The organism is Microbacterium sp. USTB-Y, from assembly GCF_023703415.1.
In the GTDB taxonomy this organism is placed as follows: domain Bacteria; phylum Actinomycetota; class Actinomycetes; order Actinomycetales; family Microbacteriaceae; genus Microbacterium.
The window spans coordinates 144,674-170,286 of the sequence record NZ_JAGMTU010000002.1 but is presented as its reverse complement, the minus strand read 5'-3'; the positions used below and the strand labels follow the sequence as shown (position 1 = coordinate 170,286).

At 68.6% G+C, this 25,613-nt stretch carries 28 protein-coding genes and 2 tRNA genes; 4 read left to right on the top strand and 26 right to left on the bottom strand.

Annotation, left to right across the window (positions count from 1 at the left end):
* Positions 1-46 precede the first annotated feature (46 nt).
* A complete protein-coding gene (locus J8G10_RS04450; protein ID WP_251439679.1) occupies positions 47-601 on the top strand; it encodes a type IV toxin-antitoxin system AbiEi family antitoxin in 555 nt (184 codons plus the stop codon).
* A 31-nt stretch (positions 602-632) separates the two neighbouring features.
* Here J8G10_RS04450 and J8G10_RS04445 read toward each other — a convergent pair whose 3' ends face one another.
* The 12 genes from J8G10_RS04445 to J8G10_RS04390 all read right to left on the bottom strand — a co-directional run bounded on the left by J8G10_RS04445 (position 633) and on the right by J8G10_RS04390 (position 11,192).
* Positions 633-2,894, bottom strand: coding sequence for a bifunctional (p)ppGpp synthetase/guanosine-3',5'-bis(diphosphate) 3'-pyrophosphohydrolase (locus J8G10_RS04445; protein WP_251439678.1), 2,262 nt, complete (start codon positions 2,892-2,894; stop codon positions 633-635).
* A 90-nt stretch (positions 2,895-2,984) separates the two neighbouring features.
* On the bottom strand, positions 2,985-3,986 hold the full coding sequence (gene secF, locus J8G10_RS04440; RefSeq protein WP_251439676.1) for a protein translocase subunit SecF: 1,002 nt from the start codon (positions 3,984-3,986) through the stop codon (positions 2,985-2,987).
* On the bottom strand, positions 3,986-5,713 hold the full coding sequence (gene secD, locus J8G10_RS04435) for a protein translocase subunit SecD (RefSeq protein WP_251439673.1): 1,728 nt from the start codon (positions 5,711-5,713) through the stop codon (positions 3,986-3,988). The genes secF and secD overlap by 1 nt, the downstream gene beginning before the upstream one ends.
* 69 nt (positions 5,714-5,782) lie before the next feature.
* Positions 5,783-6,232, bottom strand: a complete 450-nt coding sequence (locus J8G10_RS04430; protein ID WP_251439671.1) for a preprotein translocase subunit YajC — start codon at positions 6,230-6,232, stop codon at positions 5,783-5,785.
* A gap of 72 nt (positions 6,233-6,304) precedes the next feature.
* The gene (gene ruvB / locus J8G10_RS04425) at positions 6,305-7,333 is read right to left on the bottom strand and encodes a Holliday junction branch migration DNA helicase RuvB (protein ID WP_251439669.1); all 1,029 of its coding nucleotides are present in this window, start codon (positions 7,331-7,333) and stop codon (positions 6,305-6,307) included.
* Entirely contained in the window at positions 7,326-7,943 is a 618-nt protein-coding gene (ruvA, locus tag J8G10_RS04420) for a Holliday junction branch migration protein RuvA (protein ID WP_251439667.1), read from the bottom strand. The genes ruvB and ruvA overlap by 8 nt, the downstream gene beginning before the upstream one ends.
* 9 nt (positions 7,944-7,952) lie before the next feature.
* Positions 7,953-8,540, bottom strand: coding sequence for a crossover junction endodeoxyribonuclease RuvC (gene ruvC, locus J8G10_RS04415; protein WP_251439665.1), 588 nt, complete (start codon positions 8,538-8,540; stop codon positions 7,953-7,955).
* A complete protein-coding gene (locus tag J8G10_RS04410; protein ID WP_251439663.1) occupies positions 8,537-9,166 on the bottom strand; it encodes a GrpB family protein in 630 nt (209 codons plus the stop codon). The genes ruvC and J8G10_RS04410 overlap by 4 nt, the downstream gene beginning before the upstream one ends.
* 16 nt (positions 9,167-9,182) lie before the next feature.
* Positions 9,183-9,941: a YebC/PmpR family DNA-binding transcriptional regulator gene (locus tag J8G10_RS04405; protein ID WP_251439661.1), complete on the bottom strand. Its 759-nt coding sequence runs from the start codon at positions 9,939-9,941 to the stop codon at positions 9,183-9,185.
* A gap of 104 nt (positions 9,942-10,045) precedes the next feature.
* Positions 10,046-10,699, bottom strand: a complete 654-nt coding sequence (pdxT, locus tag J8G10_RS04400; protein WP_251439659.1) for a pyridoxal 5'-phosphate synthase glutaminase subunit PdxT — start codon at positions 10,697-10,699, stop codon at positions 10,046-10,048.
* A 25-nt stretch (positions 10,700-10,724) separates the two neighbouring features.
* Complete coding sequence (locus J8G10_RS04395) at positions 10,725-10,895, bottom strand: hypothetical protein (protein WP_251439658.1); 171 nt, start codon at positions 10,893-10,895, stop codon at positions 10,725-10,727.
* A gap of 120 nt (positions 10,896-11,015) precedes the next feature.
* A complete protein-coding gene (locus J8G10_RS04390) occupies positions 11,016-11,192 on the bottom strand; it encodes a hypothetical protein (protein WP_251439656.1) in 177 nt (58 codons plus the stop codon).
* 230 nt (positions 11,193-11,422) lie between these two features.
* On the opposite strand from J8G10_RS04390, the gene J8G10_RS04385 reads away from it, so the two are divergent.
* Positions 11,423-11,908 (top strand): DUF6328 family protein, encoded by a 486-nt coding sequence (locus J8G10_RS04385; protein ID WP_251439655.1) that lies wholly within the window; start codon positions 11,423-11,425, stop codon positions 11,906-11,908.
* A 37-nt stretch (positions 11,909-11,945) separates the two neighbouring features.
* On the opposite strand, the gene J8G10_RS04380 is transcribed toward J8G10_RS04385, so the two are convergent.
* The 7 genes from J8G10_RS04380 to J8G10_RS04350 all read right to left on the bottom strand — a co-directional run bounded on the left by J8G10_RS04380 (position 11,946) and on the right by J8G10_RS04350 (position 17,434).
* Positions 11,946-13,004, bottom strand: a complete 1,059-nt coding sequence (locus J8G10_RS04380) for a YbdK family carboxylate-amine ligase (protein WP_251439653.1) — start codon at positions 13,002-13,004, stop codon at positions 11,946-11,948.
* The gene (locus J8G10_RS04375; protein WP_251439651.1) at positions 13,005-13,202 is read right to left on the bottom strand and encodes a CDGSH iron-sulfur domain-containing protein; all 198 of its coding nucleotides are present in this window, start codon (positions 13,200-13,202) and stop codon (positions 13,005-13,007) included.
* Entirely contained in the window at positions 13,199-14,275 is a 1,077-nt protein-coding gene (locus tag J8G10_RS04370; RefSeq protein ID WP_374208759.1) for an iron-containing redox enzyme family protein, read from the bottom strand. Before J8G10_RS04370 ends, J8G10_RS04375 begins: the two co-directional genes overlap by 4 nt.
* 21 nt (positions 14,276-14,296) lie before the next feature.
* Positions 14,297-14,659, bottom strand: a complete 363-nt coding sequence (locus J8G10_RS04365) for a hypothetical protein (protein ID WP_251439649.1) — start codon at positions 14,657-14,659, stop codon at positions 14,297-14,299.
* A 944-nt stretch (positions 14,660-15,603) separates the two neighbouring features.
* Positions 15,604-16,179 carry a dihydrofolate reductase family protein gene (locus J8G10_RS04360; RefSeq protein WP_308220669.1) on the bottom strand — a complete coding sequence of 192 codons (576 nt, stop codon included), beginning with the start codon at positions 16,177-16,179 and terminating at the stop codon, positions 15,604-15,606.
* A 43-nt stretch (positions 16,180-16,222) separates the two neighbouring features.
* Complete coding sequence (locus tag J8G10_RS04355) at positions 16,223-16,837, bottom strand: helix-turn-helix domain-containing protein (RefSeq protein ID WP_251439644.1); 615 nt, start codon at positions 16,835-16,837, stop codon at positions 16,223-16,225.
* A gap of 324 nt (positions 16,838-17,161) precedes the next feature.
* On the bottom strand, positions 17,162-17,434 hold the full coding sequence (locus tag J8G10_RS04350; RefSeq protein ID WP_251439643.1) for a CBS domain-containing protein: 273 nt from the start codon (positions 17,432-17,434) through the stop codon (positions 17,162-17,164).
* 666 nt (positions 17,435-18,100) lie between these two features.
* Between J8G10_RS04350 and J8G10_RS04345 the strand changes: the two genes are divergently transcribed.
* Positions 18,101-18,556, top strand: a complete 456-nt coding sequence (locus J8G10_RS04345) for an SRPBCC family protein (RefSeq protein ID WP_251439642.1) — start codon at positions 18,101-18,103, stop codon at positions 18,554-18,556.
* 98 nt (positions 18,557-18,654) lie between these two features.
* Here the strand turns inward: J8G10_RS04345 and pdxS are convergent, their stop codons facing one another.
* Entirely contained in the window at positions 18,655-19,557 is a 903-nt protein-coding gene (pdxS, locus tag J8G10_RS04340; RefSeq protein ID WP_251439640.1) for a pyridoxal 5'-phosphate synthase lyase subunit PdxS, read from the bottom strand.
* Between the two features lie 90 nt (positions 19,558-19,647).
* Between pdxS and pdxY the strand changes: the two genes are divergently transcribed.
* Positions 19,648-20,499, top strand: coding sequence for a pyridoxal kinase PdxY (gene pdxY, locus J8G10_RS04335; protein ID WP_251442328.1), 852 nt, complete (start codon positions 19,648-19,650; stop codon positions 20,497-20,499).
* Positions 20,500-20,658: 159 nt separating this feature from the next.
* Here pdxY and J8G10_RS04330 read toward each other — a convergent pair whose 3' ends face one another.
* From J8G10_RS04330 to J8G10_RS04305, 6 genes are all read right to left on the bottom strand, one after another.
* Positions 20,659-21,219, bottom strand: coding sequence for an HIT domain-containing protein (locus J8G10_RS04330; RefSeq protein WP_251439638.1), 561 nt, complete (start codon positions 21,217-21,219; stop codon positions 20,659-20,661).
* A complete protein-coding gene (gene thrS, locus J8G10_RS04325; RefSeq protein ID WP_251442325.1) occupies positions 21,216-23,144 on the bottom strand; it encodes a threonine--tRNA ligase in 1,929 nt (642 codons plus the stop codon). Before thrS ends, J8G10_RS04330 begins: the two co-directional genes overlap by 4 nt.
* Positions 23,145-23,390: 246 nt before the next feature.
* Positions 23,391-24,653, bottom strand: a complete 1,263-nt coding sequence (locus J8G10_RS04320) for a low temperature requirement protein A (RefSeq protein WP_251439636.1) — start codon at positions 24,651-24,653, stop codon at positions 23,391-23,393.
* A 61-nt stretch (positions 24,654-24,714) separates the two neighbouring features.
* Positions 24,715-25,314: a YdcF family protein gene (locus J8G10_RS04315; RefSeq protein WP_251439634.1), complete on the bottom strand. Its 600-nt coding sequence runs from the start codon at positions 25,312-25,314 to the stop codon at positions 24,715-24,717.
* 91 nt (positions 25,315-25,405) lie between these two features.
* Positions 25,406-25,477: transfer RNA gene (locus J8G10_RS04310), tRNA-Val, on the bottom strand.
* A gap of 29 nt (positions 25,478-25,506) precedes the next feature.
* A tRNA-Cys gene (locus tag J8G10_RS04305) sits at positions 25,507-25,577 on the bottom strand.
* Positions 25,578-25,613: the final 36 nt, after the last annotated feature.

The window sequence follows — 25,613 nt, the reverse complement described above, 5'->3', positions numbered from 1 at the left end:
GGATCCTCGGATCCCCGCCCTGTGTCGTCTGGCGCACACTGGAGGCATGCTCGGCGCTCTCCTGCACCACCCCGGCCGGCGGCTCTCCCTGACGGAGCTGTCCGCCGCACGCCTCGACGGTGACGTCGTGGAGCTCGGCGAGGTGTACGCCCCTGCCGATCTCGTGGAGACCCCGGCCCTGCGGGCCGCCTCCCTCGCTCCCCTGATCGAGACAATCCGCGGAGCCGCCTTCGCCGGGATGAGTGCGGCCTGGATCCACGGCGCCGGGAATGCGCCGCCCGAGGTGCACGAGGTGCAGAGCGCCACGGGTCGCCGCCTCCGCGCCCCGGCGAACCGCAGGCTCATCGTGCACGATCCGGTGCTGGAGCCTGTCGACCTGCAGGATCTCGGCGGTGTCGCCGTGACGACGCCGGAGCGCACCCTCATCGACCTGCTGCGCTGGCCGGCGACGCAGCCGGGACGACGGGCGTGGGCACGGCTGCTCGCCGAAGCCGAGCCGTCGGTCCTGCAGCGCACGGCACGCCGTCTGGCCGCGACCGATCAGGGTCCCGGACACCAGCGCGTCGCCCGGTTCCTCGCCGCGCACGGCGTCGACGCATGACGCCACGGCACGCGCGGTCTGAGGGCCGGAGTCAGGACGAGGTGACCCGGTACACGTCGTAGACGGCGTCGATCCGGCGCACCGCGTTGAGGACCCGGTCGAGGTGCACCGTGTCCCCCATCTCGAACACGAAGCGACTCAGCGCGAGCCGGTCGTTCGTGGTCTGCACCGTGGCGGAGAGGATGTTGACGTGATGCTCGCTGAGCACCCGCGTGACATCGGACAGCAGGCCCGACCGGTCGAGCGCTTCGACCTGGATCTGCACGAGGAACACGCTGCGGGTGGTCGGCGCCCACTCCACGTCGACCATCCGGTCCTTCTCCACCGACAGCGCCTTCACGTTCACGCAGTCCGAGCGGTGCACCGAGACGCCGCTCCCCCGGGTCACGAATCCGACGATGTCGTCGCCGGGCACCGGGGTGCAGCACTTCGCGAGCTTGACGAGGATGTCGGCGGCGCCGCGCACCAGCACGCCGGAATCGCCTTCGCGCGGTATTCGGCTGCGTCCCTGGGCGGGGATGTCGATCGCCCCGGTCGAGGTGTCCTCGGTCGTGGAGATCAGTGCGGTGACCTTCTCCAGCACCGACTGGGTGGAGACGTGCCCTTCGCCGACCGCGGCGTAGAGCGCCGAGACGTCCTCGTAGCGCAGCTGGTGTGCGACCTCGGTGAACGACTCCTGGCTCATCAGACGCTGCAGGGGCAGGTTCTGGCGGCGCATCGCGCGGGCGATGGCCTCCTTGCCCTGCTCGATCGCCTCCTCGCGGCGCTCCTTCGTGAACCACCCGCGGATCTTGTTCCGCGCGCGGGTGCTCTTCACGAACGTCAGCCAGTCCTGGCTAGGGCCCGCGTCGGGGTTCTTCGAGGTGAACACCTCGACCACGTCGCCGCTGTTGAGCGCGGTCTCCAGGGGCACGAGGCGCCCGTTGACCTTGGCGCCCATCGTGCGATGGCCGATCTCCGTGTGCACGGCGTAGGCGAAGTCGACCGGCGTGGCGCCCGAGGGCAGTCCGATCACGCGTCCCTTCGGCGTGAAGACGTAGACTTCCTTCGCGCCGATCTCGAAGCGCAGCGAGTCGAGGAACTCGCTCGGATCCGCCGTCTCCGCCTGCCAGTCCGAGATGTGCGCGAGCCAGGTCATGTCGGCGTCTGCCGTGGAGCCCTTGCCGCCGCCGTTCATCCGCTCCTTGTACATCCAGTGCGCGGCGACGCCGAACTCCGCCTGCTGGTGCATCTCGTGCGTGCGGATCTGGATCTCCACCGTGCGTCCGCCGGGGCCGATAACCGTGGTGTGCAGCGACTGGTAGAGGTTGAACTTCGGAGTCGCGATGTAGTCCTTGAACCGGCCGGGCAGCGGAGTCCAGCGGGCGTGGATCGCACCGAGCACCGCGTAGCAGTCCCGCACCGTGCCGACGAGCACGCGGATGCCGATGAGGTCGTAGATGTCGTCGAACTCGCGTCCGCGGACGACCATCTTCTGGTAGACGGAGTAGAGCTGCTTCGGCCGCCCGGCGACCTTGCCGCGGACCCGCAAGTCGCGCAGATCGCTCTCGACCGCGTCGACGACCTCGCGGATGTACTTCTCCCGCTGGGGGGTGCGCTGCTTGATGAGACTGTCGATCTCGGCGTAGATCTTCGGATGCAGCACGGCGAAGGAGAGATCCTCGAGCTCCGACTTGATCGCCTGGATCCCGAGGCGATGCGCGAGCGGAGCATAGATCTCGAGGGTCTCGGTGGCCTTCTTCGCCGCCTTCTCGGGCGGCACGAAGCCCCACGTGCGCGCGTTGTGCAGGCGATCGGCGAGCTTGATGATCAGGACCCGGATGTCCTTCGACATCGCGACGATCATCTTGCGGACGGTCTCGGCCTGCGCGCTGTCCCCGTACTTGACCTTGTCGAGCTTGGTGACGCCGTCGACCAGCATCGCGACCTCGTCGCCGAACGTCGCGGTGAGGTCGGTCAGGGCGTAGCCGGTGTCCTCGACGGTGTCGTGCAACAGGGCGGCCGCGATCGCCCGCGGGCCGAGGCCGAGATCGGCGAGGATCTGCGCGACCGCGAGCGGATGCGTGATGTACGGCTCACCGCTCTGACGCTTCTGCCCCGCGTGCTTCTCGGCCGCCACGGCGTAGGCGCGCTCGATGATCGCGAGATCTCCGCGCGGGTGGTTCTGCCGCACCGTGCGGATGAGGTTGTCGAGGTCGTTGATCCGGGGCGCGCGCGAGAAGATGCGGGGCACGAGCCTGCGCAGACTCGATCCCTGTGCCGGCGCCCCCGGCGTCGTCCCGACCTCGCTCATCCGACCTCCAGGCAGATCATCCTACAAGCGCCCAGGAGCGCGGGATCCCGTGCAGGGGCGACGACTGCCCGTCGCCGACCCTGCGGGGCATCAGACCTCGACCGCGCTGACCGTCGCGCGCTCGCGGGCCGCGAGCACGCGCTTGTCGTGCTCGCGGATGGCCGGCTCGTTCTCGCGGAAGAGGGAGTACAGCGGAGCCGCGACGAACAGCGTCGAGTACGCGGCCACGATGATGCCCACGAAGATCGACAGCGAGATGTCCGTCAGCGTCTGCGCACCCAGCCAGAACGCGCCGATGAAGAGGATCGCACCGACCGGGAGCGCCGCGATGACCGCCGTGTTGATCGAGCGGACCAGCGTCTGGTTCACGGCGAGGTTCACGGCCTCGCCGAACGTGCGCGACGACTTCGTGCCCTCTTCGCTCGTGTTCTCGCGGATCTTGTCGAACACGACCGTGGTGTCGTAGAGCGAGTAGGCGAGGATCGTCAGGAAGCCGATCACCGCCGCCGGCGAGATCTCGAACCCGGCCAGGGCGTACACGCCGACCGTGATGACGAGCACGTCGAGCAGGCCGAGGATGGACGCCGCCGACATCTTCCAGGTGCGGAAGTAGATCGCCAGGATCAGGAACGTCAGCGCGAGGAAGATCGCGAGGCCCCACAGCGACTGACGGGTCACCCCCTCGCCCCAGCTCGGGCCGATGAACGAGGTGTTCACCTTGTCCACGGAGACCCCGTAGGCCTTCGCGAGGGCGGCCGCGACGTCGTGGCTCTGCTGCTCGCTCTTGAGCTGAGCCGTCTGCACGCGGATGTCGCGGTTGTTGACCGTGGTCACCTTCGTGGTGACGTTCGGCAGCACCGAGCGCACCGCCGTCGTCGCGATGTCCTGGTTGCGGTTCGCCGGAGCCTCGACGGTGAACTGGGATCCGCCGGTGAACTCGATCGAGAACTGCACCGGGCGGAACAGCGGCACGAGCGCCGAGCCCACGACGAGCAGGATCGCGATGATGAACCAGAGCCGCCGTCTCCCGACGAACGGGAAGGAGGTCTTGCCGGAGTAGAGATCGTTGCCGAGCTCGTTCATGGAGCGCATCAGTCGTTCTCCCCGTTCCGGCTCGCGCCCTGGTCCGCGGTGGCCTGGGCCTCCGCGCGCTTTCGTTCGGCGATCGTCTGGCGGCGCTCCGCCTCACCGCGCGAGCGGCCGGCACGGGCTGCCTTGCCCTGGGAGGCCGTCGCCACTGCACGGTACTCGGTGCGTCCACGGTAGACCGCTCCCAGCGCCTCCGGATCCATCCCGGAGAGCGGGTGACCGTTGCCGAAGAACCGGGTACGGGCCAGGAGCTGCATGACCGGGTGCGTGAAGACCACGAAGATCAGCACGTCGATGAGGGTCGTGAGACCGAGCGTGAAGGCGAAGCCCTTGACCGTCGCGTCGGCGAGGATGTACAGCACCACGGCCGCGAGGATGTTGATCGACTTGGAGATGTAGATCGTGCGCTTGGCGCGGCTCCAGCCGTCCTCCACCGCACCGGTGATGGACTTCCCGTCGCGCAGCTCGTCCCTTATTCGCTCGAAGTAGACGATGAACGAGTCCGCCGTGAATCCGATCGACACGATCAGACCGGCCACGCCGGCCAGCGACAGCCGGAAGCCCATGCGCCAGCCCAGGATGCAGATGAGCACGTAGGTGATGACCGCCATCACGGCGATCGAGGCGATGATGACGAAGCCGAGCGCGCGATAGCTGAGCAGCGAGTAGATCGCGACGAGCCCGAGGCCGATGAGTCCGGCGATGAGGCCGATCTGCAGCTGCTGGGAGCCGAGGGTCGCCGAGATGGTGTCGGAGCTCTGCACCGTGAAGCTGAGCGGCAGCGCACCGAACTTGAGCTGGTCGGCCAGGCTCTTCGCGGTCTCCTGGGTGAACGAGCCGCTGATCGACGGGCGTCCGTCGAGGATGACGCCGTTCATGGTCGGTGCGGAGATGACCGACCCGTCGAGCACGAAGGCGAATTGGTTGCGCGGCGTCTGGTTCTGCTGCGTGAAGGCGTAGAGGCGCTGGCTGACCTTGCCGAAGGCGTCGGTGCCCTTGCCGTCGAAGGTCAGGTTGACCTCCCACTGGCCGTTCTGCTGGTTCAGGCCGGCCGTCGCATCCTTGATCGACGTGCCGTCGAGCTCCACAGGCCCGAGCAGGTATTTGGCCTGCCCGCTGCTGTCGCAGGCGATGAGCGGCTGATCCGTCGGCTGCTTCGCGGCGTCGCGCTTCGTCTTGCAGTCGAAGGCGAGGAACTCGGCCTGCAGCTTCGGCGTCACCCACGACATGTCGCTGCCGTCAGTGGGCGACGGCGACGGCGTGGAGGCGAGGCCCGGGGCCGGAGTCGGGTACGGCGTCGACTTGCCGTCATCGCCCACGAAGGAGGTGGACGGACTGGTCGCCGCCAGCACCGCGCGCAGCTCCATCTTGGCGCTCGCCTGGATCCGGTTGCGCGTCGCCTCGTCCGCCTTGCCGGCGATCTGGACGACGATGTTGCGCCCGCCCTCGGTCGTGATGTCGGACTCGCCGACTCCCGAGGCGTCGACGCGCTGACGGATGATCTGCGCGGCCTGCGTGAGCTGGTCGGCGTTCGGATCCTTGCCGTCGGCGGTCTGGGCGCTGAGGATGATCTGCGTGCCGCCCTGCAGGTCCAGGGCCAGCTGAGGCGTCCACGAGCTCTTGCCGAAGCCGTACACGCCGAGGGCGTTCAGTCCGAACAGGACGCCGATGGCGATGAGCAGGCCGAGCAGGACCCGCCAGGCGTGCTTGACGGGAGAAGACGATGCCACGAAGGTTCTTCGCTTTCTGAGGGGGACGGTCTGTCCGGAGGGACGGTCGTGCGCCGGGCGGGGCGCGCGTCAGTTCTTGTCGTCGGCTTCGCGCTCCAGGCGCGCGCGGGTCTCCTCGGCCGATTCGATGCGGATGTCCCCGGCACGCTCGTCCAGCGGAGTGTGCTCGTCCAGCGGCGTCTGCTCGTCGAGCGGCGTGTGCGCGCTCTCCTCGACCGGGGCAGGCTGCTCCTCGTCGACGATGCGCAGGATCGCCTGCGAGTGCACCTCGATGACCACTCCGGGTGCGATCTCGACCTTCGCCGGGCGGTCCAGGTTCTCCGGGTCGAACTCGACGATCGTGCCGTACAGGCCGCCCTGGAGCAGCACCCGGGCGCCGGGCACCGTCTCCTGGGCCTTCTTCTCCTGCTCCTCCTTCATCCGCTTGTTGCGGCGGCGCGTGGAGAACACCATGAAGACGAGCAGGATGGCCAGAACGAAGAACAGGCCGTACTGCGAGAAGAAGGTCGCGATATTCATGCGAGCGGTGCACCTTTCGGGCATGCGCCATCGATGGCGCACAGAAATGGGGACGGTGGAAGTCTTCAGCGATTATAGGTCATCGAACAACGCGGCCCCCTCGGGGTGCGCCGCTCCGAGATGCGCATAGGCCTCGGGCATCGCGATGCGACCCCGGGGCGTGCGACCGAGGAAGCCGATCCGTACGAGGTACGGCTCGACCACGCTCTCGATGGTGTCGGCCTCCTCGCCGACCGAGACGGCGAGGGTGCTGAGCCCCACCGGCCCTCCGCGGAATCGGCGCACGATGGCGTCCAGGACGGCGCGGTCGAGTCGGTCGAGTCCGATGCGGTCGACGTCGTAGAGCTCGAGCGCGGCGCGCACGTCGTCGACGGACGCGGACGCTCCCCCGCCGTGCACGAGGGCGTAGTCGCGGACGCGGCGCAGAAGCCGGTTGGCGATGCGCGGAGTGCCGCGGGAGCGCCGGGCGATCTCGGCGCGGGCCACCGCCGGCACGCCCACCCCCAGGACGATCGCCGAGCGCTCCACGACGCGCTCGAGCTCATCCGGCTCGTAGTACTCGAGGTGCGCGGTGAAGCCGAACCGGTCGCGCAGCGGATTGGGCAGCAGGCCCGATCGTGTCGTCGCCCCGACGAGCGTGAACGGCGCGAGCTCGAGCGGGATGCTCGTCGCCCCGGCCCCCTTGCCCACCATGATGTCGATGCGGAAGTCCTCCATCGCGAGGTACAGCATCTCCTCGGCGGAGCGCGCCATGCGATGGATCTCGTCGATGAACAGCACCTCGCCCGGCGTCAGGCTGCTGAGCAGCGCCGCGAGGTCGCCCGCGTGCTGGATCGCCGGGCCGCTGGACATCCGCAGCGGGCGGCCGCTCTCGTGCGCCACGATCATCGCGAGCGTGGTCTTGCCCAGCCCCGGAGGGCCGGAGAGCAGGATGTGATCGGCCGGCCGATCCTGGATCCGCGCGGCCTCGAGCAGGAGCTTCATCTGCCCGCGGACCTTGTGCTGCCCGACGAACTCGTCCAGGCTCGACGGGCGCAGCGCGCCCTCGATGGCGAGCTCGGCCTCGTCGACGGCCTGGCCGGAATCCTGGAACTCAACCACGGCCGGCCCCGCCCTGCGCGGGGCCGAGCGACGCGAGCGTGCGCCGCAGGAGCAGCGCCACGGATCCGCGTTCGGTCTCGCTCGCCTCGGTCGTGCTCCGTTCGGCGGCTTCGGCGGCGACGCGCTCGGACCAGCCGAGGCCGATGAGGGCCGCGATCAGCTGCGTGCCGATCTCGTCGGGGATCGAGGCCGTCGCGGGTGCCGCGACGGGGGCCTGCAGCTTGCCGGTGAGCTGCACCACGATGAGCTTCGCGGTCTTCGGGCCGATCCCGGAGACCCGGCGGAAGGGCGCATCGTCGTCCGCGGCGACGGCGGTCGCGATCTGGTCGACCGAGAGATGCGAGAGCACCCCGAGGGCGGACTTCGGCCCCACTCCTGTGACGGAGAGCAGATGGCCGAAGACCTCGAGCTCTGCGGAGTCCGCGAAGCCGTAGAGGGAAAGTGCATCCTCGCGCACGATCAGCGAGGTGTGCAGGCGCAGTTCGTGCCCCACTCGGGCGGTGTGTGCGACATCGCCCGGGACCGCGACCGAGAAGCCGACTCCCCCGACCTCGATGATGACGGAGTCCGTGGTCGCGGACAGCACGATGCCACGCAGGGAGGAGATCATGTGAGCAGTCTACGCACGTGCTCGTAGGTATGTTCGAGCGACACGCTCCGCATCGGTCCACGCCTTCTGGGCCGGCGTCTGCGCGCCGCCCTCGCCCGCCGCGCCGATCAGACCCGGCCCGCGCCACGCGTGGCACAGAGCGATCGCGAGGGCATCCGCCGCATCGGCGGGCTGCGGCGGAGCATCGAGCCGCAGGATGCGCGCGATCATCGCCTGCACCTGCTTCTTGTCCGCGGAGCCGTATCCGGTCACGGCCGCCTTCACCTCGCTCGGCGTGTGGGTGGCGGCGGGGAGACCGTGCTCGGCGGCGACGAGCAGCGCGACGCCGCTGGCCTGGGCCGTGCCCATGACGGTGTGCGTGTTCTGCTGGGCGAAGACCCGTTCCACGGCCACCGCATCCGGTGCATGCTCGGCGATCACCGCGCGGATCCCCGCGGCGACCGCGGCGAGCCGCTCTCCGATCGGCGCATCCACCGGGGTGCGGATCACGCCCACGTGCACGAGCGTGCCGCGGCGCATCGGGTCGACGTCGACCACGCCGACGCCGCAGCGCGTGAGGCCGGGGTCGATGCCCAGCACCCGTCGTACTCCGCTCATCCCTCCAGGCTAGGCGCGGATCCGCCACTCGCCGCCGAGGCGCGCGGCCAGCCCATCGCCGCCTGCGCGCGGTCCATGAACACGCTCTTTGCCCTCGTGTAGTCGTCGTGGTCGGCAGCGGCGGCGTTGTCCTCCGCGAGCCTTCGCTTCAGTCGTTCGTACCCGGATCGGGCCGCGGGATCCGCGCGCAGCCAGTCGCGGAAGGCGACGACGAAGTCGGCGAACGGCGAGTCGGCGCGCCGCACGTGCAGGATCAGCCCCTGCGCCGGTCCCGTCGGATCCAGTTCCCGGAAGTAGAGCAGCTTCTCATGGTGACGGGCGTCGGATCCGGGTCGAGGCGTGTCGACATCGACCCCTGGGGAGTCGGGCCGGGATCCGCGCGCCCTCTCGATCAGGAGCGACCCGAGCGCCGCGCTGACCGCGGCTTCATCGGGGATCACCGGGACGAGGAGCTGGAGGTCCAGGTACGCCTTGGCGGCGAGGCCCGGCACTGCGGTGGATCCGATGTGCTGGAACCCCGCGACGGGGATTCCGGCCTGCGCGAGCACCTCCCGGATCCACCGGATCCAGCGCGAAGCGACCGATGGCCACGCCGGATCGTACGGGACGGTCTCCGGCGCGGCCATCGAAGGGTCTCGCGGCTTACTCGTCGTTCTCGAGCTCGGCCTGCACCTCGGGCGTGAGGTCGAAGTTCGCGTAGACGTTCTGCACGTCGTCGCTGTCCTCGAGCGCGTCGATGAGACGGAAGATCTTGCGCGCCGCCTCGGCGTCGATCTCCACCTTGAGGTTGGGGACGAACTCGACGTCGGCGGACTCGTACTCGATGCCCGCCTCCTGGAGGGCGGTGCGCACCGCGACCAGGTCGGAGGCGTCGGTGATGATCTCGAAGCCCTGCGCGTGCGGCTCGATCTCCTCGGCGCCGGCCTCGAGCGCCGCCATCATGACGTCGTCCTCGGTGGTGTTCTCGCCCTCGACGACGATCACGCCCTTGCGGGTGAAGTTGTAGGCCACGCTTCCCGGGTCGGCGAGGGTTCCGCCGTTGCGGCTCAGCGCGGTGCGGACCTCGGCCGCCGCGCGGTTCTTGTTGTCGGTCAGACACTCGATCATGAGCGCGACGCCGTGGGCGCCGTAGCCCTCGTACATGATCGAGGAGTACTCGACCGACTCGCCGCCGATGCCGGCGCCGCGCTTGATGGCGCGGTCGATGTTGTCCTTCGGGACGGAGGTCTTCTTCGCCTTGAGCACGGCGTCGAACAGCGTCGGGTTGCCGGCCTGGTCGGGTCCGCCGAGCTTGGCGGCGACCTCGATGTTCTTGATGAGCTTGGCCCAGGACTTGGCACGGCGCGCGTCGATGACGGCCTTCTTGTGCTTGGTCGTGGCCCACTTGGAATGCCCGGACATATGTCTCCCGCTCGTATCCGCCCTGTGGTTCATCCCGCCAGGGCATCGTCCATTCTAGAAGATCCGCGCTCCGGGCACCGACGGTCGGCGCGATACCGCCGGGATCAGGCCGCCGCGACGGCGCGGCGCGCCTCGACCAGCTCCAGGAACCGCGCATGCAGACGCGTCTCGCCGTTCATCTCGGGGTGGAAGCTCGTGCCGAGCAGGTTCCCCTGCTGCACCGCCACCACACCCCCGTCGGGCAGGGCGGCGATCGCCGAGGCGCCCGGCCCCACCCGCGTGATGAGGGGGGCCCGGATGAAGGTGGCGTCCACCGGCTCGTCGATGCCGTCGACGTCCAGGGTCGTCTCGAAGGACTCGACCTGGCCGCCGAACGCGTTGCGCGCGACGGTGACGTCGAGCCCGCCGAAGGTGAGCTGCCCGTCGATCGCCCCCTCGATCTCGTCGGCGAGGAGGATCAGCCCGGCGCACGTGCCGTAGACCGGCAGGCCGTCGGCGATGAGCGCACGCAGTGGATCCCGCACCCCGAAGATCCGGGACAGCTTGTCGATCACACTCGACTCGCCGCCCGGGATCACCAGGCCGTCGAGCCCGTCCAGCTGCTCGGGGCGGCGCACGGGAATCGCCTCCGCCCCGAGCGCGGTGAGGATCGCGGCGTGCTCGCGCACATCACCCTGCAGCGCGAGCACGCCGATCCGCACGGGAGATGTCACCGAGGTGGATGTCGAGGAGATGTCGACGAGGCGCCGGATTGTCATAGGCCAAAGCCTAGTCGAAGGGCACTCAGCCGCCGGACGGGTTCTCGACCGGCTTGCCGTTCTCGTCAGTGGTCTCCTCATCCAGGAGATCTTGATCGGGCCGTTCCGGGGCTCCGCCGGATGCGGTGTCGGCTTCCTCGTTCGGGCCGGGCGTGCCCTGCGTGTTCTGCGGACCGCCGTTCTGGGGATCACTCATGGTGGTTCTCCTTTCGTGTGTCATCGACTGTATGAAAAGGCACCGGCTCCGGACAGGGTGTTGACTTCCGGACTGAAGGTCGTGGACTTTCCCGCGTCGTGGATGATGTCACCGGGAGCGTCAGCCGCCGGCGATCGTGAACCAGATGCCGTAGATGCCGGCGATGCGCAGAAACCGCACGACGGGATTGTGCTTGCGTTCCGGCTTGTCCGTGTCGGCGCGCGTGTCGCCGCCTTCGCGCTCCGACGGATGTCGGCCGGAGCCCTCTCCGGCGATTCGGTGCTTGCGATCGACCACTGGTGCGCTCCTCTGACCGGCCTCCGAGGTTCACGCTGGCATGAACCGTCCAGGGTCGTGAAGGGGCATGTGCCGGACGGGGGTTCCGGGCAAGGGCTGCCACGGGCGAACGCGGCGAGTCAAGACGCTCGCTTCCGACCGGGCACGTGGCGAGAATGTCTGCGTGACGAACCACCGATCCCAGGAACCCTGCTCCCCGCCCGGGCTGACCGGAGCCGGGAGGTGACGACATGAGCGGCAAGTCCGGACTGTCAACCGCAGGCGATGTGCGACGCGACCTCGCGGGGCGGTGGGAGCGGATCCTTCAAGAGCTGCGGGTCACGCAGACCGGCACGCAGATCATCTCGGGTTTCCTGCTGTCCGTCGCCTTCCAACCCACGTTCGCCAAGCTTCCCGCGCATGCGCACGTGATCTACCTGGTTCTCGTGGTGCTGGCGTGCAGCACGACCCTGCTCGGTCTCCTGCCGGTCGTTCAGCACCGCAGACGCATGGACAAGCGACCCAGCGAGCGGCTCGTGACCATGGGGTCACGCGTGCTCGTGGTGCTGCTCGTCCTCGTGACGATCCTCGCCATCGGGGTCGCGGTGTTCATCTTCGACGCAGCTGTCGGGGTCACCGCCGCCATCATCACGGCAGGATGCGGCCTGGCGGCAGGCCTCATGATCTGGATGCTGCCGATCCACCGCGGGAGACGAGAGCATCGGCTCCGCCCCTGAGCTGCCCGATGGCCAGGGGCCGCCGAGCGATGTGGACCTACGGTCTCTGATCGAGTCGTTTCCGATACAGCTCCGCGAGCGCGGCCGTCCCGTGGTCGCGGGCCGCGCGTTGCCGCGCTGCACCGGTGCGTCGGCGATCGAGCATCGCCGTCACGGCGAGGGTCTCGCTGCCGTTCAGGTGCGGGGCGACGCGGTCGAAGAGCGCCCGGAGCACGTCTGAAGCCGGGGCGAGGCGTCGGGTCCGCGGGTCGACCAGTGTGCCGCGGAGCCCGTGCCGTGCGGCATGCCAGAGCGCCGCATCCCAGGGAGCGTGGTCGCTACGCGACATGCCTTCGTCATCTGCGGCGTCGACGAGCGCTCGGATGATGACGGCCAGGGCGACGGACGACGCGGCGTCGAGCTGAGCATCGCACACTCTCACCTCCACGGTCGGGAACACGGTGGACAGGCGCACGTTCCAGTTCAGAGCGCGCGCGTCTGTGGTGGCGCCGATTCCGACCAGAGCCGCGACGGTGCGGACGTAGTCGTCGTCATCGCGGAAGGCCGGCGGAATCCCGTAGGTCGTCCACCGTCGCGAGTGGATCGCCCGCCAGCTGTCGTAGCCGGTGTCACTCCCGTTCCAGAACGGCGAGTTGGCAGACAGCCCGAGCAGGACGGGAAGCCAGCCGCGCAAGGCGTTGGACGCCCGCACGCGGAGGTCGCGGTCGACGCCGACGTGCACGTGCAGCCCACCGATCTGATGGTCGTCCGTCAAGGAGGTGACCTCGGCGGAGAGCTCCGCGTACCGCTCGCCCTCGCTGATCACAGCGAGTGTCTGCCCTGCCGGTGGCGTTCCTGTTCCCGCGGCGACGACACCGGCGTCGGCGGCCCAGCGGCCGAGCAGACGACGAAAGCCGAGCAGCGCATCGATGGCCTCGGGCATCGTGGTGCACACCGGAGTCGCGTACTCGACCTGGGACCGCAGGAACTCCGCGGCCACGGTGCCGTCATGCCTGCCGTCGAGCTCTGCGATCGCCTGCATCGCGTCGTCGACCGGGGCGAGCGTCCGTGCATCGAGGAGCAGGAACTCCTCTTCGATTCCGAAAGTGGTCGCCATTCACTCGGCCCTGAACCCCGCCGGCTTGTGCGTCCCGTCGCAGAAGGGCTTGATCGCGGATAACCCGCAACGGCACAGCGCCACGGTGCGCCGGTGTGCCGCGATCGGCGTGCCGTCGGCGGCGACGAGTTCCACATCGCCGCGCACGATCAGCGGCCCGTCCTGGTACGGGCTGATCGTGACCCGTGGGGGCCTCATGCGCCTGCCGCCGTAGTGCGCAAGGACGACCGCCCCTGCTCCCAGGCCTCCAGGATATGAGCGCCGACAAGGCCGTCGACGGTCAGGCATGCGCGCGCACCGAACATGATCTCGGGGAGCGTTTCGGGCTGATCCTCCGCGAGGGCACCGGCCAGATCGCGCCCGGCGATCTGTTCGTGCACGGCGTCGGCCTCGACATGCTCGTCGAAGTAGTCGGTCACGTCATCACCGAACCCGAGTCGACGCAGCCCGTCGCCGTAGAACCGATTGGGAATCGACGACGTCATCTCGAACGCCGCGAGATGGCCGACGATCGCGCCCAGCAGGCGTCGGTTGAGGCCGAACATCGACATCATGTTCAGGGAGCAGAGGGTGATCGCCGGCACGGCGTCCACATAGCCTCCGTAGCGGTCGTCGAGGCCGGCGCCGCGCATCGCCTTCGCGAAGATCTCGGCGTGCATCCGCTCAGGCCGACCTCCTCCGTACTCGTCGGCCTGGATCTCCACGAGCGCTGCCTTGGCTCGACCGTTCAACCGCGGGATCGCCCACGAATGCGGATCCGCCTCATGCAGCGTGTAGATCGAACGCTGGATCAGGAACTCCAGCGCCTGCTCCCGGGTGGCCTTCTTCGCCACGTGGCGCGACAGACTCGGTCCGGAGTCGGAGGAGGTCAACGCGAACAGCGCCGACGCGACCGCCACCGGAGAGCGCTCCGGAAGGGCGTCGACGACCACGAGATCGCGGAGCGCGGCCTCGAATGCGTCCTCCAGGACGCGCCGCGCAGCCAGGAGCCTCACATCCCATTCGAGGCGCGGATCACACGCCGGGATGGATCCATACGCGGACGCATACAGCAGGAACAAGGAGAGCTGGACATCGTCGTCGCGGAGGACATCGCCGGCTTCCGCGACAGCCTGTCCGGCACCTTCGACGACATCGTCCACGCGATCGGATCCGGATCCCGTGAGCGCGTCCATCAGGGCGCGGCTCAGCGGTCCGCGGGCCGCGAACGCCCACGGCTCCCTGGGGAAGGTCGTCGTGCCCCGGTCCGCCTGATCGATGAGCTGCTGCATGTTCGCCTCCCTGTGCGCCCGTCAGCGCTTCTCCTGCTCGTCCTCGTCGATGAGAGCGAGGAGGTGCTTGAGAGCGTCCTCGACGCTCTTGTGGTGGTACTGCCCGGCCCTGCTCTCCCCGGAGATCACCGCACAACGATGCAGATCCGTGAAGTCGCCATAGGGGAAGAGGTGTCGTCCCTTCGTCCCCTCGCTCTCCCCCGTGTCCTCGCCCAGGAACCAGAGCGCATACGCGTCCATCCCGTGCGCATCGATGTAGTCGTTGCCGTCCGACGCGCTGGGGGCGTGCTCACTCCAGTCGTCGCGCCGGTCGTGCACCACGTGCCTCTCGCGCACCAGCGACTGAGCGTGGCGCAGGGCCTTCTCGTTGAGCTTCACGGTCATGCGCGTCTCCTCTCCGTGTTCTTGATCGCGTAACGAGCGACCGAGGGCTCCACCGTATGCGCAGCCCGAAACCGCGCCGAGGGGCTTGACGGGGACGCCTTGCGGATGGCACAGGACCAGGCGCTCCCCCGCGGGAAAGCCGCATCCTCCATCCGCATCCTCGGCGGCCGTCGACGTCGAACCAGATCCGAGCATCGCCCTGCATGGGTGTTCTTGTGCTGCCAGCGTTGAGACCCGGCTGAACAGCGGGACCATCGTCAACGACCAGACACCCCGATGTCGGGCCTGAGGCAGTACTGTGCACCTCAACGAGACGGGTTGGGGAGCGGCTGCGGCTGCGGCTGCGGCTGCGGCTGCGGCTGCGCGATAGTACGTTCTCCTGGTGTCGATCGGAACCCTCGCGCAGCATGATCGACCTACGCCTACCGGCGCGGCATGAGGGGCATCATGATCAGCACCATGAACGCGGTGGACGAGATCGCCCGGCCGGTTGAGGAGGTCCACTCTCGCTGGAATGATCTCGATGATCTGCCCTGATCTGCTTCCCCGCGTCGAACGCGTCGAACGTATCGAGGAGGACATGACCCACTGGGACACCCGTGTCGCCGGGTTGTAGCGCTCGTTCTACGCAACGACTGTCGAGCAGATAGAGGACCACCAGATCAGCTGGACCGGCGATGCGGGAAAACAGCACAGCGGCGTCGTCATGATCACGCCCCTCAACGCTGGCCGCACCCGGCTCGGCCTTCTGCTCTAGGAACCTGTTGCGACGATCAAGTCGACTCACCGTCTCGTGGAAGGACGCCAGCACGCGCAGGGTCGTCGGTTTGCCGTTCCAGGGACCACTCATCTTCGCGCGTCATGGCCGCCTGCAGCGCGCACTGAACGCATCCCAGCCCGAGGCCGGCTGGCCCCCGCTCGCCAGCATCGCAGCGCGCGGGGCGTCAGATGCGGCCGCTGCGTCGATAGTAGAGCATCATGCATCCTCCCGACCTCTGATCGCTCACAAGCTCGAACCGCTGCAGATCACCGTCATCGCTGAACAACCTCGTGCCGTTACCGGCAATGGTCGGTGCGATGACGAGCCGAATATCGTCCACGAGGTGCGCAGCGAGCAGAGCCCGAGCAACGGAGAGGCTGCCGTGGATGCCGATATCGCCTCCCGACCGCTGTTTGAGGTCTGCAACGAACGCGGCCGCCGGATCCGCGACGGCCGTCGACTCGCGCCACTCCCCTGCGATCGGAGAACTCGTGAAGACATACTTCGTCGTCGTGTTGATGAAGTCCGCGAACGGCTGCACGTCCGCCGTCGGCCAGTACGGCGCCCACTTCTCGTAGGTGCGCCGACCGAGCAGCACCGTGTCCTGCGTCGCGATCGTCTCGGCCAGGAACTCACCGAGCCCGGAGCCCGTGTCACGTAGCCACTTCCCTTCGCCAGGCTCGTCCGCGAAGCCGTCCAGAGACATCAGCTCGTAGACGACGACACGACGTCCGATCTTCTCTGCACGGTTCTTGTTCACGATGCTTCCTTTCACGCGACCGTCGCTCGGTCGCTCTCGGACGCTATCGGGTCTCCTCCCGACCTGTCTTGTACAACAACGACAGCGTGCCACCGTCGCCGGAATCGGTCAGCCCGGTCGCCGACGGACCGATGAAGCGGCGGAGGGAGCGCGCGAGATGCGGCTGGTCGAAGTAGCCCGCCTCGTGTGCAACTTCTGCGACGTGTCCACCGGCCCGCAGAAGGACGGCAGCGTCGGCCGCTCGCTCGATCTGCCGAACGGTGCGGAGTGGAAGACCGACTGCCGAGAGATATCGCCGCTGCCGCGTTCGCTCGCTGAGCATGGCGCCCGATTCGAGATCAGCTCGGACCAGCAGTCCTCCGCGCACGAGGGTTTCCACGAAACGCTCCGCATCATCGAAACCAGGCAGGTCGAGCCGCTCGCCGAAGAGCCCGAGCCGGCCGTCCGCCACCCGAAGCGGGATGAACCGATCCACCATCGCCACGCCGGGAAGTGCCGGAAGGATCGCGCCCCGAACCACCCTGATGCCGACGAAGTCGGCACCAACCGGGACCGCTGCCTTGGTCGCCCGCGATTCCGGCCCCTGCAAACCTGCGTGGACGCCGTCGGGGTCCTCCCACAAGACGAGATCCCACTCGGCCCGGGCAACAGAGGACATAGACGCGGTTCCGTCGGTACTGCGACTGCGCCACACCCGCTCCACCCACGGCGAAGCCGACGCTCGATGCTCGAACTCCAGACCCAATGCTCCCCGTCTCTTCCGCCGAAGACATTACGCCCAGCACGGACCCGACCCTGCATCTCAGAAGCCTGCCCAGCATTATCCGGGCTGATCGCGGGGAGGGCTAGGGCACGGTCGCAGATACTTCTACCCGGTCCCAGGCTTCGGACACCTTCAGGAGTCGGTCCGCCGGTTTGAGCTCGATCCGGCGAGGATCCAGGCGATCGCGAACTCCGCCACCCGGGCCATCGGCGCAGCCGATCATTGCGAGATCCGCGCCACCGTCTCTCCCGTAGCGGACGGAGCGACGCTCAACGAGATATCGCCCTGGCTGATGATGCCGACAAGGTCGTGATCCTGGATCACCGGCACACGTCGGATCTGTCGATCCTGCATGAGCCGCAGCACATCCGCGATGTCAGCGTTCGCATCCACGTATGCCGGCGTGCCCTCCGCAAGCTCGCCGGCAGTCACGATGTTCGGATCGCCGCCGCGCGCAAGGCAACGGACGACGATGTCACGATCTGTCAGCATCTCTACGAGTCTTCTCTCGGGGCGAGCACGGGATTGACAAACGCGGGCAAGCGCCCGATGCCGGACATCTCGTGACACAGATGCCGGTAGGCGGAGCTCACTCCGAACGCTCTTTTGATCTTTTGATCTGCGTTGCGCCCGGCAACACCTGACGACTGGCGACGGCGGTTGTCAAGGCCCTCGCCATTCCCCCGGGGATCACGGAGTCTGGGGTCATCAGAGAGATCCCGGCAGGAGGTTGAGATGAGCGAGATCAATGACGAAGGACTGCTGCCACCGAACGTGCATCACGCGCGTCCCGAGAGTCCTCGACTCCCCGACGAGGACGCCGACCGCGAACGAGCGGCGGAGGACACGGACGAGGACACAGCGGAACAGCGCACTCGGCGAGAGAGCACACCCGACGACAGCGCGCGACAGCACCCTCACGCGGAACACGCAGGGGATCGCGCGGCGGAGGGATCCGACGATCCGTACGCCAAGCGCGACGAAGACTCCCACGACGCAGGCGCACCGGCCCCGGATGAGGACGGCGGACGGGTCGACGGCAGAACGGGCGTGGAGGGCACAGGCGACGAGACCGACTCCGGCGGCGCCAGTCCGGCACGTCCGACAAGTGAACCGCCGGACTGAAGAAGCCAGTCCATCCCGGCTCACCGTCGCCACATGAGCGTGAAGGCCAGTACCGTGGTCGCGGTCGTCGAGATCGGCCGCCCCGTCGGCGAGGTCTACCGCCGATGGACCGATCTCGATGATCTGCCCGAACTCCTACCCAGCGTCGAGCGCGTCGAGCGCCTCAGCGACGACATGACGCACTGGGACGCACGAGTCGGGGGTCTCCGGCGCTCGTTCTACGCCCGAACTGTCGAGGACGTCCCTGACGAATGCATCAGCTGGGAGAGCACGGCGGGAAGGGAACACAACGGCACCGTCGTGTTCGCACCCCTCGGCTCCGACCGAACGCGTGCGACGCTGCGTGTGGTCTGGACGCCCAAGTCTCTCCTGGAGCGCATCAGCGCCGGACTCGGCGTGGACAGAGGCATCGCACAGCGCGATCTCGGCCGCTTCAAGAACGGACTCGAAGTGATGGACGCCGACGGCCCGCCGGCTCTGCCGCCCTGACACCCCGCTGTGCAGGTCGCCGACGCCGCGCTACGACGGCAGAAGACCGGTGCCCCACGGACGCATCCGTGGGACACCGGTCCTGATCTGACCCGGGATTACCAGCCGCGCTCCGCGAGACGGTGCGGAGCGGGAAGATCCGCCACGTTGATACCGACCATGGCCTCGCCGAGGCCCCGGGAGACCTGCGCGATCACCGCGGGGTCGTCGTAGGCCGCGGTCGCCTTCACGATCGCCGCGGCGCGGGCCGCCGGGTCGCCCGACTTGAAGATGCCGGACCCGACGAACACGCCGTCGGCGCCGAGCTGCATCATCATCGCCGCGTCGGCAGGAGTCGCCACTCCCCCGGCCACGAACATGACCACGGGCAGCGCGCCCTTCTCGGCGACCTCTGCGACCAGCTCGTAGGGCGCCTGCAGCTCCTTGGCGGCGACGTACAGCTCGTCCTTGGACAGGGTCGTCAGGCGCGCGATCTCGCCGCGGATCGTGCGGATGTGCTTCATGGCCTCGGAGACGTCACCGGTGCCCGCCTCGCCCTTGGAGCGGATCATCGCCGCGCCCTCGGTGATGCGGCGCAGCGCCTCGCCCAGGTTGGTCGCGCCGCAGACGAAGGGCACGGTGAAGCCCCACTTGTCGATGTGGTTCACGTAGTCGGCCGGCGAGAGCACCTCGGACTCGTCGATGTAGTCGACGCCGAGCTCCTGCAGCACCTGCGCCTCGACGAAGTGACCGATGCGCGCCTTCGCCATCACCGGGATCGACACCGCCGAGATGATCCCGTCGATCATGTCGGGGTCGCTCATGCGCGACACGCCGCCCTGGGCGCGGATGTCGGCGGGCACCCGCTCGAGGGCCATGACGGCGACGGCACCCGCATCCTCCGCGATCTTCGCCTGCTCGGGAGTGACGACGTCCATGATGACGCCGCCCTTGAGCATCTCGGCGAGGCCGCGCTTGACGCGGCCGGTTCCGGTGGTCGATTCGGGTGCAGGTTCTGTCATAGGACAGATCATACGCTGTCTGCTACGCGTCCCGACACCGCGCAGACAGTGGCGCGGGATCCCCGCCTCAAGTGAGAGGATCGAGGGATGCTGAAGGTGCTCTCCATCCAGTCCGCCGTCGCTTACGGCCATGTCGGCAACTCCGCCGCGGTGTTCCCGCTGCAGCGCATCGGCGTCGAGGTCCTCCCCGTCTACACGGTGAACTTCTCCAACCACACCGGCTACGGCGCCTGGCGCGGACCGATGATCGCCCCGGACGACGTCCGCGAGGTCATCACCGGGATCGAGGAGCGCGGCGTGCTCGGCGAGATCGACGCGGTGCTGAGCGGCTATCAGGGCGGCGAGGGCATCGGCGACGTGATCGTCGACGCCGTCGCCAGGGTCAAGGCCGCCAACCCGAACGCGGTGTACGCGTGCGACCCCGTCATGGGCAACGCCAAGTCGGGCTGCTTCGTCGCTCCCGCGATCCCCGTGCTGCTGCGCGACAAGGTCGTGCCCGTCGCCGACATCATCACCCCCAACCAATTCGAGCTGGGCTTCCTCACGGGCACCGAGCCGGACACGCTCGAATCGACGCTCGCCTCCGTCGACGCGGCGCGCGCGATGGGCCCGAACACCGTGCTGGTGACGAGCGTCGAGCGCCCCGACCGCGAAGAAGGGACGATCGAGATGCTGGCCGTCGACGACAAGGGCGCCTGGCTCGTCGCCACGCCGCATCTGCCGATGAAGGCCAACGGATCCGGCGACGTCACCGCGGCGCTCTTCACTGCGCACTACGTCGAGACGAAGGACGCGAAGACGGCCCTCGAACGGACCGTGTCAAGCGTGTACGAGCTGCTCAGGCTCACCCTGGAGTCGGGCGAGCGTGAGCTGCAGCTCATCCCCGCACAGGAGTTCTACGCGAACCCGCCGCTGCAGTTCGCGGCACGCCAGGTGCGCTGAGCCGATCCGAGCCGGTCACGCGACGCGGATGCGACCCCGCGCGCGGAGATCGGGTGGATCGCCCGAGATGGGGTGGATCCTGATGAAGGCGCCTGATCTCGGGCGATCCACCTGGTCTCGGACGAGGCACGGTCCGGCGCGCCGAGCGCCGTCCCAGGCTCAGGCGGGCCAGGCGTCCGCGACCGTGTTGCGCACGTCGCCCAGCAGCTGCGGCAGGGCCTTGGTCTTCGCGATGATCGGGAAGAAGTTGGCGTCGCTGTTCCACCGCGGCACCACGTGCTGGTGCAGGTGCGCGTCCACGCCGGCGCCCGCGATGGCCCCCTGGTTCATGCCGAGGTTGAAGCCGTCGCAGCGCGAGGTCGCCTTGAGCACGCGCATCGCGATCTGGGTGAGCTCGCCGATCTCCGCGACTTCCTCGGCCGTCGCCTCGTCGTAGGTCGCGATGTGCCGGTACGGGCACACGAGCAGATGGCCCGAGTTGTACGGGAACAGGTTCAGCAGCACGTACGCGGTGCGTCCCCGCGCGACGATGAGCCGCTCCTCGTCCGGATGCTTCGGCGCCTCGCAGAACGGGCACTCCTCGCGCAGCGGCTCCGGGCCGGCCTGGATGTACGCCATCCGATGCGGCACCCACAGGCGCTGGAACTCGTCGGGGACGCCGGCGAGGTGCGCGGCGTCTTCCAGCTGCGCGCCCGCGCCCGCGTCCCCGACGTCGCTCATGCCAGGTCGCCGGCGGTCTGGATCAGCGCGTGACTCTCGATCGCCCGACGCACGCGGTCGACGGCCTCCGCGAGCGGAACGCCGTTCTCCTGGGTGCCGTCGCGGAACCGGAACGAGACCGTTCCCGCGGCCCGGTCCTGCTCCCCTGCGATGAGGATGAGCGGGACCTTGCCCGTGGTGTGGTTGCGGATCTTCTTCTGCATGCGCTCGTCCGAGTGGTCGACCTCGGCGCGCACACCCGCCGCGCGCAGAGCGGAGACGGCGTCGTCGAGATAGTCGGCGAACGTGTCGGCGACGGGAATCCCGACGACCTGCACCGGCGAGAGCCACAGCGGGAAGTCGCCCGCGTAGTGCTCGAGCAGGATCGCGAAGAACCGCTCGATCGAACCGAAGAGGGCCCGGTGGATCATGATCGGGCGCTTCTTCTGCCCGTCCTTGTCGGTGAACTCGAGTCCGAAGCGCTCCGGCAGGTTCGGGTCGACCTGCACCGTGGACAGCTGCCACACCCGGCCGATCGCGTCGGTCGTCTTGAGGTCGATCTTCGGACCGTAGAAGGCCGCCTCGCCGGGGACCTCGGTGAGCTTCAGACCGGAGGCCAGGGCCACGTTGCGCAGCGCGTTCGTGGAGTACTCCCAGAACTCGTCGGATCCGATCCACTTGTCCTTCTCGTCGTCGCGCATCGAGAGCTCGAGCTCGAAGTCGTTGAGACCGAAGTCGCGCAGCATCGACAGGATGAACTCGAGGACCTTGGTGACCTCGGCCTCGAGCTGGTCCGGCGTCACGAACAGGTGCGAGTCGTCCTGGGTGAAGCCGCGCACGCGCGTGAGGCCGTGCAGGGCTCCGGAGAGCTCGTTGCGGTAGACGGTGCCGTTCTCGGCGAACCGCAGCGGCAGGTCGCGGTAGCTGCGCGCCCGCTCCTTGTAGATGAGGATGTGCATCGGGCAGTTCATGGGCTTCAGGTAATAGTCCTGGCCCTGCTTCGTGACGTGCCCGTCCTCGTCGCGCTCCTCGTCCATCCGGATCGGCGGGAACATGCCGTCGCGGTAGGTGACGAGGTGGTTGGACGTGAGGAAGAGGTCTTCCTTCGAGATGTGCGGCGTGTACACGTAGGTGTAGCCGTCGGCGATGTGCCGACGGCGCGCATGCTGCTCCATCTCGCCGCGGATGATGCCGCCCCGCGGATGCCAGACGGACAGACCGGATCCGATCTCGTCCGGGAACGAGAACAGGTCGAGCTCCTTGCCCAGGCGGCGGTGGTCGCGCTTGGCCGCCTCCTCCAGGCGCTGCTGGTAGGCACGCAGCTCGTCCTTGGTCGGCCAGGCCGTGCCGTAGATGCGCTGCAGCTGCGGGTTCTTCTCGGATCCGCGCCAATAGGCAGCGGCGATCCGCGTGAGGTCCCATCCGTTGCCGATCATGCGGGTGTTCGGCAGGTGCGGACCGCGGCAGAGATCCTTCCAGACGACCTCGCCGTCCTTGGCCACGTTGTCGTAGATGGTGAGCTCGCCCTCGCCGACCTCGACCGAGGCGCCCTCGGTCTTGTCGGCGCCGGGACCCTTGAGCCCGATGAGCTCGAGCTTGAACGGCTCGTCGGCGAGCTCGGCACGCGCCTCGTCGTCGCTCACGACCCGGCGCACGAAGCGCTGGCCCTCGCGCTGGATCCGCTGCATCTCCTTGGAGATCGCCTTGACGTCCTCCGGCGTGAACGGGGTGTCCACGCCGAAGTCGTAGTAGAAGCCGTCGGTGATGGGCGGGCCGATGCCGAGGTTGGCCTGAGGCTTGATGCGCTGCACAGCCTGGGCGAGCACGTGGGCGGTGGAGTGGCGCAGGATCGCGAGGCCCTCGGGGCTGTCGATCCTGATGGGCTGGACGTCGTCGTCCTCGTTGACGAGGGCGGCGAGGTCCTTCTGCTGCCCGTTGACGAGCATGGCGATCACGGAACGATCGCTGTACGGGCCGTTCGCGCCGTAGAGCGCGAAGCCGTCGCAGGGGTAGGACGGCGATGCGGGGGCGGACACAGGGTTCTCAGACAAAGGAAGTTCTCCAGTTTGGCGATGGTCTCGGCTCAGCTTCGGGCGCGTCGGCGCCCTGCCCGCTCAGGCCCTGAGAGTTCGCGTGCCGCTGAGCGCGATCGGGGTCGCGTGCGTCAGCCGGGCGAAGTCCATAGGAGAATCCTACGCCGCGACCGCCAGAGCCTGGTCCAGGTGCCGCTGCGCGAGCCGCCATCCGCCGGCCTCGTATGCGACGACGACGAGCACGGGGCCCGCCAGCACGACGAGCAGGCAGGCCCACAGCGGCAGGCCGGCGAACGCGAGCACGATGCCGAGCACCGGCAGCACCATGGCGAGGGCGTGCAACGGCAGGCCCTTCATCAGCGAGTGCACGAGATACGAATGCAGCAGCGAGATCGAGACCATGAAGACGATCACGGGGATCGCGATCATGAGGATGACCACGGGTGTCGCGAGCGGGTGCTCATGGCGGAAGGCGTAACCGATGGCGTGCAGGCCGGCCCCGACTGCGGCGACGCTCGCGAAGATGAACGCGTGGCCGTATCCCCAGACGAACGAGCGTCGACGATGGACGGCGAGGATCGCACCGGACGGCATCATCGTGTACGACCACCACAGGGCGAAGGTCATCGCGACGCCCGCACCGATCACCACCACGGCGTCACCGGTCCAGCCCTGGGTCTCCGAGATCTCCTGGGCTGCGGCGAGGGTTCCGATGACCGTCTCGCCCAGGGCGATGATCGTCAGCAGGGAATAGCGCTCGGCGATGTGGTGCGCGTGCCAGGGCGTGCCCCGTCCCTCGCCTTCGCCCTTGCGCTCCGCGACGACCGGGCCGCCGAGCTCGACCAGCCAGCACAGCGCGGCCGCGAGGATCGCGGCTCCGAACGGCAGCGGCGCCCAGGCCACCACGACCCAGCCGAGCTGAGCGATCGCGATGAACACGACGTAGGTGAGCGCGTGCCGGCGATAGGCGGGGTCTCGCGCTGCACGCAGCCACTGCGCCAGGAGTCCGACCCGCATGACGATGTAGCCCGCCACCATGATGCGGTTGTCGAACACACCGTCGAGCTCGAGGGACTCGAACATCCGCGGCAACCCGATCGCGAGCACGATCACGCCGGACATCTGCACCATCGTGAAGACGCGGAACAGCCAGTCGTCGGTGTCGAAGGCGGAGGCGAACCAGGCGAAGTTGATCCACGCCCAGATGACGGCGGCGGTCGCGAAGGCGAACGCGCCAACCGCCGCTCCCCCGTGGCCGGCGGCGACGCCGGCCGCGAACTGCGCCCCGGCCACCCCGAACGCCGCGGCGAACACGAGATCGTAGAGCGCCTCGAGCGGCGTCGCCGCGCGGTGCGGCTCATGCCGGGGACGCCCGCGCATCGGCCGCAGTCCGTGTCGATACCGTTCGACCGCGTTCGTCATGCTGCTCCCCGTTTCCCCTCGGGACCCCGCAGCCTCGCCGCGGAATCGTGCAGCGTCCAACCTAGCGCGGCGCCGGATCCCGGCGATCTCGGTGCCCCTTCCGGAGGGTCAGGGCTGCCGCGATCGCCTTGATCACGGTGATCTCTCCGAAGCGGTAGTCGTCGGCGCGGATGAGCCGGGCGGCGAGATCCGGGCGGGCGGCCCGCAGCAGCCCCCGGGCGCGCTCGGCGTGCAGGGCGTTCGACACGATCGCGAGCTCCACGGCGTCTTCGAGGAGCGGGAGGGAGTAGGCGATGTTCTCCTCGGTGGTCCGGCTCGCGGTCTCGACGAGGGTGGTCCCGGAGAAGCCGCGCTGCGCGGCGTACCGGGCGAGGATCCGCGCCTCCGGCTCCGCCCCGCGCACCGCACCCCCGGAGAAGACCAGCACATCGTCCGGGGTGCGCAGGGTGCGGAGCCCTGCGCGGACGCGGAAGCGGTTCACCGCGTTGGCGCGGGCACCGCGATTGCCGTAGCCGAGGACGAGCACCGTGCGCCGCGCCCCGGGGCGGCCCGCCGCCAGTCCGCGCCTGCTCGCACGCGCCGACACGACCTCTCCCCAGAACAGGAAGGCAGCACCGGCGGCCGCCAGAGCGGCGGCGGTGGCGGCAAGCGTCTTGTGCATCGCTCCAGGCTAGGACGCGAGGCGCTTCGTGACGAGGAACGCCCTCACCCGGAAACGACGAAACCCCCGGGTAAGCCGGGGGTTTCTCCTGTGCGCGATACTGGGATCGAACCAGTGACCTCTTCCGTGTCAGGGAAGCGCGCTACCGCTGCGCCAATCGCGCCTGTTCAGGCTATTCAGTTGAGAAGAGCGAGGTGGCGACGGGATTCGAACCCGTGTAAACGGCTTTGCAGGCCGGTGCCTAGCCTCTCGGCCACGCCACCATGTGGATTCGAACCCACATGCGGAAGCCCCCGAAG